The following is an 8,377-nucleotide window of genomic DNA, read 5'->3' on the forward strand; positions in this document are numbered from 1 at the left end:
GTGGTCGGGGGTCGTGTCGCTGTCGTGCTGCTCGCTATCGCACGTCGACGTAGTCGCCGGCTGCGGAGACGGCCGGGGTGGTGGTCGTTCCGGCGAAGCTGAAGCGCCAGTAGCCGTCGGCAGAGGCGGTGACGGTGGTCCTCAGGGCTCCACCCAACGACATGATCGTCTTGATGGTCGTGTAGGTGGTGGTGCCCCTCTTGCGGAACCGGAGTTTCACCGGCTGGCTGCCGTAGCCCGCGTCGGCCTTGGTGTCCGACTGCCAGTTCGCCTGGGTCAGAGTCCCGGTGATCGTGAGCGTCTTGCCCTTGACGATCGGCTCAGGCGAAGCGTTCGCCGTGAGCTCGGAGTCACGCTGCACGAGAACGCTTTCGGCGGCGTGCGGCCGGTGAGGCGGCCGCTCCCGGTGTGGGTCGGCGGGTCGGGTTTCTATTGCCTGACGTCTCGTCAGAATGGCCTCAGGGGCAATCCCAGACCCGGGCAACGCTCGTGCCCGGGGTGCAAGAAAGGCGAAGGAACGAAGTGAACCTCGAGCAGTACAAGAACAACGTGGCGCGTGCGGCCGAGGAGGCCCGTGACTGGTTCTTCAACCAGTACCTCCCGGCCTGGACCGCCGTGGCTGCGGACCCGTCCACCGATCCCCGGGTCGTTCTGAACTTCTGGGTCCCTCCGCTCAGCGTCTCAAGGGACGACCCCGACCCGGCCCGCGCCCTGTACGACTGGTGCCCCGACCCGGACTCGGTACTGGCCTACCTTGCTACGCAGCAGGAGCCGTTGCGGGCTGCCGGATACACCCACACCGAAGTTCCCGACAGCCGAGTAACCGCCTACAGCTCGCACTCCGCCGGGATCGACGTGATCTGGTCGCGCCGCAGCGCCGACAACACCGAGATCGAGCGCCTCGGAGTCCACTTCGAGGTCCGGCGTCACACCTCCGGTACCTGGCGCATCATCGCCATCGCCTCCCACCCGACCAACGCCAACCGCATCGCGGACACCTTCGTCACCGTGACCCCCTGATCTGCCTATGGTGTCCCCGAAGGGACTGTACAAAGAACGGCTCTGTCTCACATTCGGTGGTGACGGAGAGTTGTGAGGGTCGTTGATTTTCATGTGATGGATGTCAACGAGCTTGTGCAGATGGTGTTTTCGGGCCTGTCTCCGCTGGTCGTGGAGGATGTGGCCGATGAGGGTGAGCGGATCCTGGTTCGGGCCCGGACGCCGCTGGACACCGCGGTCTGCCCGGTGTGCGGAGCTTCGTCGGGACGGGTGCACGGATATCACTGGCGGACGGTGGCCGACGTTCCGGTGGACGGTCGGCGGGTGGTGGTCCGTGTGCGGCTGCGGCGTCTGGTGTGCCCCACGCGAGGCTGCCGTCACACCTTCCGCGAACAGGTGCCCGGGGTGCTGGAGCGATACCAGCGACGCACGGCCCGACTAAACAGGCAGGTCAAGGCCGTGGTCAAAGAGTTAGCGGGCCGGGCGGGATCACGTTTGCTGGCGATACTCGCGGTAGGCCTGTCCCGTCACACGGCCCTGCGCACCCTGCTGCGCATCCCGTTGCCCACCGGGCGGACGCCCCGCGTGATCGGCGTCGACGACTTCGCCCTGCGCCGGCGGCACCGCTATGCCACCGTGGTGATCGACGCCGAGACCCATGAGCGGATCGACGTGCTGCCTCACCGCACGGCCGACACGCTGGAGGTGTGGCTGCGCGAACATCCGGGCGTCGAGATCGTTTGCCGCGACGGCTCCACGACCTATGCCGAGGCCATCCGCCGCGCCCTGCCCGACGCGGTGCAGGTCGCCGACAGATGGCATCTGTGGAACAACCTGTGCGAAGCCGCCACCAGTGAGGTGAAGGCCCACAGCACCTGCTGGGCCACAGTACTGGACGCACCCATCTACGACGGGCCACGCGCCCGAACCACCCTGGAACGCTGGCATCAGATCCATGACCTGCTCGACCAGGGCGTGGGCCTGCTCGAATGCGCCCGCCGTCTGCAACTGGCCCTGAACACCATCAAACGCTACGCACGAGCCGACCGGCCCGAGCGGATGCTCCGCGTCCCCAAGTACCGCGCCGGCCTCGTCGACCCCTACCGCGAGCACCTTCGAAAACGCCGGGCCGAGGACCCCGCCGTCCCCGTTAATCAGCTCTTCGAAGAGATCAAGGCCATCGGCTACGAAGGCTGCCTCAACCTGCTTTACAAGTACATCAACCAAGGCCGCGCGGACGCCGACCGCAGCCACATCTCCCCACGCCGGCTCGCCCGGATGCTCCTCACCAGGCCCGACAACCTCAAGTCCGAAAGTCAGGACCTCCTGGCACGTCACCGCCGCCTGTCCCGAGATGACCCAACTGGCCTCCCGCATTGCGGACTTTGCCCAGCTGCTGACGCCTCGCGAAGAAAACGCCGACGGGCTCACGCGCTGGCTCGACCAGGTCCGCATGACCGACCTTTCCCATCTGCACTCCTTCGCCCGGGGCCTGGATCGAGACCGGGAAGCAGTGATCGCCGCGCTCACGCTTCCGTACAGCAACGGCCCCACTGAGGGCATCAACACCAAAACCAAGCGGATCGCGCGACAGATGCACGGACGAGCAGGCTTCCCCCTGCTTCGCCACCGCATCCTCCTCGGGTAGCAGCACACCCCGTCACCACCGAATGTGAGACAGAGCCGTTCGATGGACAGACCCGTTCAAGGCAGGCGTGGCTATTCGGTGGCACACCTGCGTTGTCTGCCGAGAGTCGGCTTCGGTCTATGCCTGATCTGTGAACTGCCGGGCGACCTCGTGCGCGCCGACGCTGACCAGCCCTGTCTCGTAGGCGACGATGACGGCCTGGACGCGGTCGCGGAGTCCGAGTTTGGCGAGGATGCGGGCGACGTGGGTCTTGACGGTCGCCTCGGCCAGGCGCAGGCGGGTGGCGAGTTCGGCGTTGCTCAGTCCCCTGGCCAGCAGGCCCAGGACCTCCAGTTCGCGCGGGGTGAGCGAAGCGAGGTCGCGGTGGAGGGCGGCGGTGTCGCTGCCGTGCCGTGCGAACCGCTGTACGAGGCGGCGGGTGATCGCGGGCGCGAGGAGGGCGTCGCCGGTACGTACCGTGCGGACGGCCGAGGCCAGGTGTTCGGGGGTGACGTCCTTGAGGAGGAAGCCGCTGGCCCCGGCGGACAGTGCCGCGTAGACGTATCGGTCGAGGTCGAAGGTGGTCAGGATGATGACGCGGGGTTCGCCGGGTGTCCCGGTGAGGATGCGGCGGGTGGCCTCCAGGCCGTCCATCTCGGGCATCCGGATGTCCATCAGGACCACGTCGGGACGTGTCCGGCGGGAAGCTTCGACCGCTTCGGCCCCGTTGGTTGCCTCGGCGACGACGTCGATGCCGTCGGCGCCGAGGATCATCCGGAATCCGGTGCGGACCAGGGTCTGGTCGTCGGCCAGGAGCACACGCGGCGCGTGCTCGGTCACGGTGCCTCCAGGGGGATGAGCGCTTCCACACGGTAGCCGCCGGTCAGGCGCCGGCCGGTGCTCAGGGTTCCTTCGTAGACGGCGAGGCGCTCACGCAGGCCGATCAGGCCCCGGCCGTTCCCGGTGGCGGCGCCCGGATCCGGGCGTCCACCGGTGTCGGTGACTTCCACCCGCAGCCGTTCCGGTCCGTACTCGACGGTCACGGAGGCGGTGGCACCCGACGCGTGCTTCACCGTGTTGGTCAGGGCCTCCTGGACCACGCGATAGACCGCGAGCCCGACGCCGGACGGGATCTCGCGGGGCGGGCCGGTCACGGTCAGGTCGACCGGCAGACCGGCGTCCCGTACCCGCCCGACGAGTGCGTCCAGTTGGTCGAGGCCGGGCTGCGGTGCCAGTTCCACGCCGGCGCCGGGGTCGTCGGCCCCGGCCGTCGGCTCGCCCTCACCGGTCATCGTGAGCAGGCCCATGACGTGTCGCAGTTCGGTCATGGCCGCCCGGCCGCCTGCCTCGACGGCGAGCAGGGCCTCATGGGCCTGTTCGGGCGAGGCCTTCATGATCTTGCGGGCGGCGCCTGCCTGAATGACCATCACGCTGACGTTGTGCGTGACGACGTCGTGGAGTTCGCGGGCGATCCGCGCTCGCTCGTGCTCGACCGCCCGGCGAAGCGCCTCGGCCTGTTCGTTCTCCAGGGCGGACAGCCGCGTCCGGCCCTCGTCGGTCCGGAGTTTCCAGGTGCGCAGCCCGAGGGCGGCTCCCGCCATCGGGACCAGGATCAGTAGGGCGATGTACTCGTTGGGAACGATCGGCGTCACCGAGTTCCCCGCGGTGCCGACCAGGACGACCGCCGACAGCAGCGCCCCTAGGGTCGCCACCCGGTACGGGCTGTACACGGCGGCGCTGTACACGGCGATGACGAACGCGTAGAAGGTCAGCCGCAGCACACTGTGCGGTGTCGCCAGGGTCGCCGCCGTCACGACGCACAGCACGGCGAGCGGGTAGCGGCGGCGCAGCGCCAGGGCACCCGATGCGACGACCGCGAGGATCACCATGAACGCCATGCCACCGGGGCCGGACGGGCGCGGCACGACGTACTCCACACCGGGTGCGATCTCGCGCACCACGACGTTGTTCGTGTTGTCGATGCCGTAATAGACGGTGGTGACGCCGAGCACCAGCGCCACCAGCACGTCGAACCCCCGGGCGCGACGGCTGAGCCGCAGTGGCGGACCGGTCGGGACTCTGACGTCGCGGACGGCCTCGCGGGCCAGGACCCTCAGCCGCTCCAGCGCCGTACGCAGGTTCATCACCGGTTCATTGTCGCCGCAGCCCGATCCTTCGGAGTCCGCCTCAGTGGTCGATTCCGGCACCTCGCGTACATCGCGCGCCTACATCGCAAGGATGACGTGCCAGCAGATCATCCCGACACGGTACGGCAAGGGGTCCGAGCGGGCGACGCGCACATGCCGGGTGCGCTCCTACCGTCCAGGGCATCCGATGCCCCCACCGAAAGAGCCCTTCCATGACCGTGCCGGTGATCGAACTGCGCGAGGTGAGCCGCCGATACGACGACGGCCCGCCCGCCCTGCACGACGCGTCACTGACCGTGCGACCCGGCGAGGCCGTCGCGATCCTCGGCCCCTCCGGCAGCGGCAAATCCACGCTGCTCAACCTGATCGCCGGCCTGGACCGGCCCGACACGGGAACCGTCACCGTGGACGGGGTGCGCGTGGACCGGCTGGGCGAGGCCGGATCGGCGCTCTATCGGCGATCGAAGATCGGCATGGTCTTCCAGTTCTTCAACCTGCTCGACGACCTGACCGTCACCGACAACGTCGCCCTGCCGGCGCGCCTGGCGGGCCACCCGCGCGCCGAGGCCGACCGCCGGGCTGCCGAACTCCTGGAGAGCCTCGGCATCGACCGGCACGCCCGCGCCCACCCGGGACGCCTGTCAGGCGGTGAGCGACAGCGCGTCGCGGTGGCCCGGGCGTTGATAAACCGGCCGGCCTTGCTGCTGGCCGACGAGCCGACCGGGGCCCTTGACGCGGCCGCCGGACGGGACGTCAGCAGGCTGCTCACCGACCTGAACGCCGAGGGCCAGACCATCGTGGTGGTCACCCACGACCTGGCGCTGGCGCGGTCCTGCACGAACCGTACGGTCCGGATCGCCGACGGCCGGCTCACCGAAGACCTCCGTTCGCGGGCCGTCGCCTCGGAGGCCGTCCGATGAGCGCGCTCGGCGCGGTCGTGCGCTCGGGAGTGGGGCGTCGGCGGGTGCAGACGCTGGTGATCGGGCTCGCCGCGATGATGGCGGTGGCCGCCTCGGTCCTGGGCGGTTCGCTGCTCGCGGTCTCCGGCGCGCCTTTCAAGGACGCTTTCGCCAGGCACCAGGGCGCGCATCTATCGGTGCAGTTCGACGCGGGCAAGGTGAGCGCCGGGCAGCTGTCGGGGTCCGCGGGCGCCGATGGGGTGAGCGGCGTGGCCGGGCCGTTTCGTACGGCGACGGTCACCCCGCGGGCGGACAGGGCGGGCTCCGGGTGGCCGATGACCGTGGTCGGCCGGGGCGATCCCGGCGGAGACGTGGACGAGGTAACGCTGCTTGAGGGGCGTTGGCCCACGCGCGGCAGCGAGGTCGCTCTGTCCGCCGACTCTTCGCTCATCCCGACCATGGGCATGAAAATTGGCTTCCTCGGTCTGTCCGGCAGCCCGGAGCTGACGGTTGTCGGTGTGGCCCGCTCGGTCACGCGGACCGCCGATGCCTGGGTGGTCCCGGCCCAGATGCCCGCCCTCACGGCGCCCGGCAGTGGCGGCTACCAGATGCTCTACCGCTTCACCGACGCGGGGACCGTCGCGCGGGTCACCGCGGGCGGCAGGGCGGTCACGGAGTCCCTGCCACCGGGAGCGGCCGTCGGGCGACAGTCATGGCTCACCGTCAAGGAGGCCTCAGAGCGCGACACCGCTGTCTACGTCCCGTTCCTCATCGCGTTCGGTGTCCTGAGCCTGGTCATGTCGGTGCTCATCGTCGGCAACATCGTCGCGTCGGCCGTCGGCACGGGAACGCGCCGCATCGGCATCCTCAAGGCCGTCGGCTTCACTCCGGCCCAGGTCGTCCGGGCGTACGTGGGCCAGGCGCTGATCCCGGCCGCCGTCGGAACGGCGCTCGGGGTCCTCACCGGTCACCTGCTCGCCGTGCCCGTCCTGGCCGAGGCCGGAGACATCTACGGCACCTCTGCCCTGTCCGTCGCCCCCTGGGTCGACCTTGCGGTGATCGCCGGGGTGCTCGTGCTGGTGGCATCGACCGCGTGGGCCAGTGCGTGGCGGGCGGGGCGGCTGCGGACGGTCGACGCGCTCACCGTCGGGCGTATCGCGTCGGCGGGGCGCGGCCGGTGGGCGACCCGCCTGGCCGCACGGTTGCCTTTGCCGCAGCCGGTCGCCCTGGGCCTGGCCAGGCCCTTCGCCCGGCCCGCCCGCCAACTGGCCATGGGTACGGCGGTCTTGTTCGGCGCCATTGCCGTGACTTTCACCGTGGGGATGGGCGCGTCGCTCGGCCAGGTGACGAAGGCCAGGGCCCACGACGCCGCCGACGTCACCGTGCCCGCGCCTATACCGGACTTCGGCGCCCAAAGCGCTGGTTCTGAGAAGAAGTCCGAGGTCGATCCCGCCGCGGTGACCGCGGCCATCGTCGCCAGCACCGGAACCGGCAAGCACTACAGCGCTGCAACGGTACGGGCGACCGTGTCCGGCCTGACCGGCACCGTCAACGTCATCGCCTTCACCGGCGACGCCTCCTGGGGCGGCTACACGATGGTCTCGGGCCGCTGGATCGACAGGGCCGGCGAGGCCGTGGTCCCCACACCTTTCCTGACCGCCACCGGCACCCGGATCGGCGACACCGTCACCCTGACCGGCCTGGCCCTGCCGGTCACGGTCCGGATCGTCGGCGAGGTCCTCGACCCCCGCAACGACGGCATGCAGGTCTTCACCGACGCCTCGACCCTCACGGCCGCACATCCCGACCTGACGGAGACGACCCATCACATCGCGGTCAGGCCAGGCACCAACGTCACCGAGTACGTCGATGCCCTGAACAGGGATCTGAAACCGCTGGGCGTCACCGCCCGTGCCGGCGGGCTCGGCAACGGCGGCGACATGGTGGCGACCCTCAACGCGCTGTCCGTGACCCTCACGCTGATGCTCGTCGCCGTCGCGGCGCTCGGAGTGCTCAACGGTGTGCTGCTCGACACCCGGGAGCGGGTCCGGGAACTAGGGGTCCACAAGGCGCTCGGCATGACGCCCCGGCAAACCATCGCGATGGTCATCACCTCGGTCGCCCTGACCGGACTGGTTGCGGGCACTCTGGGCGTGCCGCTGGGCGTCGCCCTGCACGGCTGGGTCATCCCCGCGATGGGCGACAGCGTGGGACTTCGCCTCCCCGATTCCGTCATCGCCGTCTACCACCTGGCCGAACTACTCCCACTCGCACTCGGCGGCCTGCTCATCGCCATCCTGGGCGCGCTCCTGCCCGCCGGCTGGACTGCCAGAACCCGAACCGCCACGGCCCTGCGTACCGAATAGGAGGTCGGATCCAGAGCTCGCGCCACCGGCCCCCGCTAGCTGTATTCGGGGCCCGACGAAATGCGCTGATCAGGGGTTTGCATCCCACCAGCGAAGATCGTTTCCCGCACACATCAAGATCGTTCCCCGCGAAGCAGGTCACGCGATACGGACTGCAGAGTTCAAAGAAGTCAGCTGGGGACCTGGCCCGGCCAGCCACAGACAGCTCTGGGGGAGATCTTCGCCACGGCCGACGTGTGCGCTGGGTTGCGTCCTTGGAAGTGGTGTAGCGGGTTGGACCTGATGCGGGGGTTTGCTCCGGCGTCTGGGTTGGTGCCCGCATAGACAAACGGCCACCGG

General features: G+C 69.5%; 5 protein-coding genes and 2 pseudogenes. 4 read left to right on the forward strand and 3 right to left on the reverse strand.

The window, feature by feature from the left end; all coding sequences use genetic code 11:
* Positions 1-34 precede the first annotated feature (34 nt).
* Positions 35-361, reverse strand: a pseudogene (locus tag ABZ479_RS30010) (calcium-binding protein); the annotation flags it as partial.
* Positions 362-522: 161 nt separating this feature from the next.
* Here ABZ479_RS30010 and ABZ479_RS30015 point away from each other — a divergent pair.
* The gene (locus ABZ479_RS30015; protein ID WP_500464483.1) at positions 523-1,020 is read left to right on the forward strand and encodes a DUF6841 family protein; all 498 of its coding nucleotides are present in this window, start codon (positions 523-525) and stop codon (positions 1,018-1,020) included.
* Positions 1,021-1,116: 96 nt separating this feature from the next.
* Positions 1,117-2,647 (forward strand): annotated as a pseudogene (locus ABZ479_RS30020) (ISL3 family transposase).
* Between the two features lie 117 nt (positions 2,648-2,764).
* On the opposite strand, the gene ABZ479_RS30025 reads toward ABZ479_RS30020, so the two are convergent.
* Both ABZ479_RS30025 and ABZ479_RS30030 read right to left on the reverse strand, forming a co-directional pair.
* The gene (locus tag ABZ479_RS30025; protein WP_500464484.1) at positions 2,765-3,466 is read right to left on the reverse strand and encodes a response regulator; all 702 of its coding nucleotides are present in this window, start codon (positions 3,464-3,466) and stop codon (positions 2,765-2,767) included.
* The gene (locus ABZ479_RS30030; protein WP_500464485.1) at positions 3,463-4,770 is read right to left on the reverse strand and encodes a sensor histidine kinase; all 1,308 of its coding nucleotides are present in this window, start codon (positions 4,768-4,770) and stop codon (positions 3,463-3,465) included. Before ABZ479_RS30030 ends, ABZ479_RS30025 begins: the two co-directional genes overlap by 4 nt.
* Before the next feature lie 215 nt (positions 4,771-4,985).
* Between ABZ479_RS30030 and ABZ479_RS30035 the strand changes: the two genes are divergently transcribed.
* Together ABZ479_RS30035 and ABZ479_RS30040 are read left to right on the forward strand one after the other, a co-directional pair.
* Positions 4,986-5,693 carry an ABC transporter ATP-binding protein gene (locus ABZ479_RS30035; protein ID WP_500464486.1) on the forward strand — a complete coding sequence of 236 codons (708 nt, stop codon included), beginning with the start codon at positions 4,986-4,988 and terminating at the stop codon, positions 5,691-5,693.
* Entirely contained in the window at positions 5,690-8,038 is a 2,349-nt protein-coding gene (locus ABZ479_RS30040; protein ID WP_500464487.1) for an ABC transporter permease, read from the forward strand. The genes ABZ479_RS30035 and ABZ479_RS30040 overlap by 4 nt, the downstream gene beginning before the upstream one ends.
* The last annotated feature ends 339 nt before the right edge of the window (positions 8,039-8,377 follow it).

Origin of the sequence: Streptomyces sp. NPDC005722 (genome assembly GCF_040630935.1) — a bacterium.
In the GTDB taxonomy this organism is placed as follows: Bacteria; Actinomycetota; Actinomycetes; order Streptomycetales; family Streptomycetaceae; genus Actinacidiphila.

Excerpts from the sequence above, each read along its gene's own strand:
- ABZ479_RS30030 (WP_500464485.1), bottom strand. The coding sequence starts at position 4,770 with ATGAACCTGCGTACGGCGCTGGAGCGGCTGAGGGTCCTGGCCCGCGAG.
- ABZ479_RS30035 (WP_500464486.1), top strand. The coding sequence starts at position 4,986 with ATGACCGTGCCGGTGATCGAACTGCGCGAGGTGAGCCGCCGATACGAC.
- ABZ479_RS30040 (WP_500464487.1), top strand. The coding sequence starts at position 5,690 with ATGAGCGCGCTCGGCGCGGTCGTGCGCTCGGGAGTGGGGCGTCGGCGG.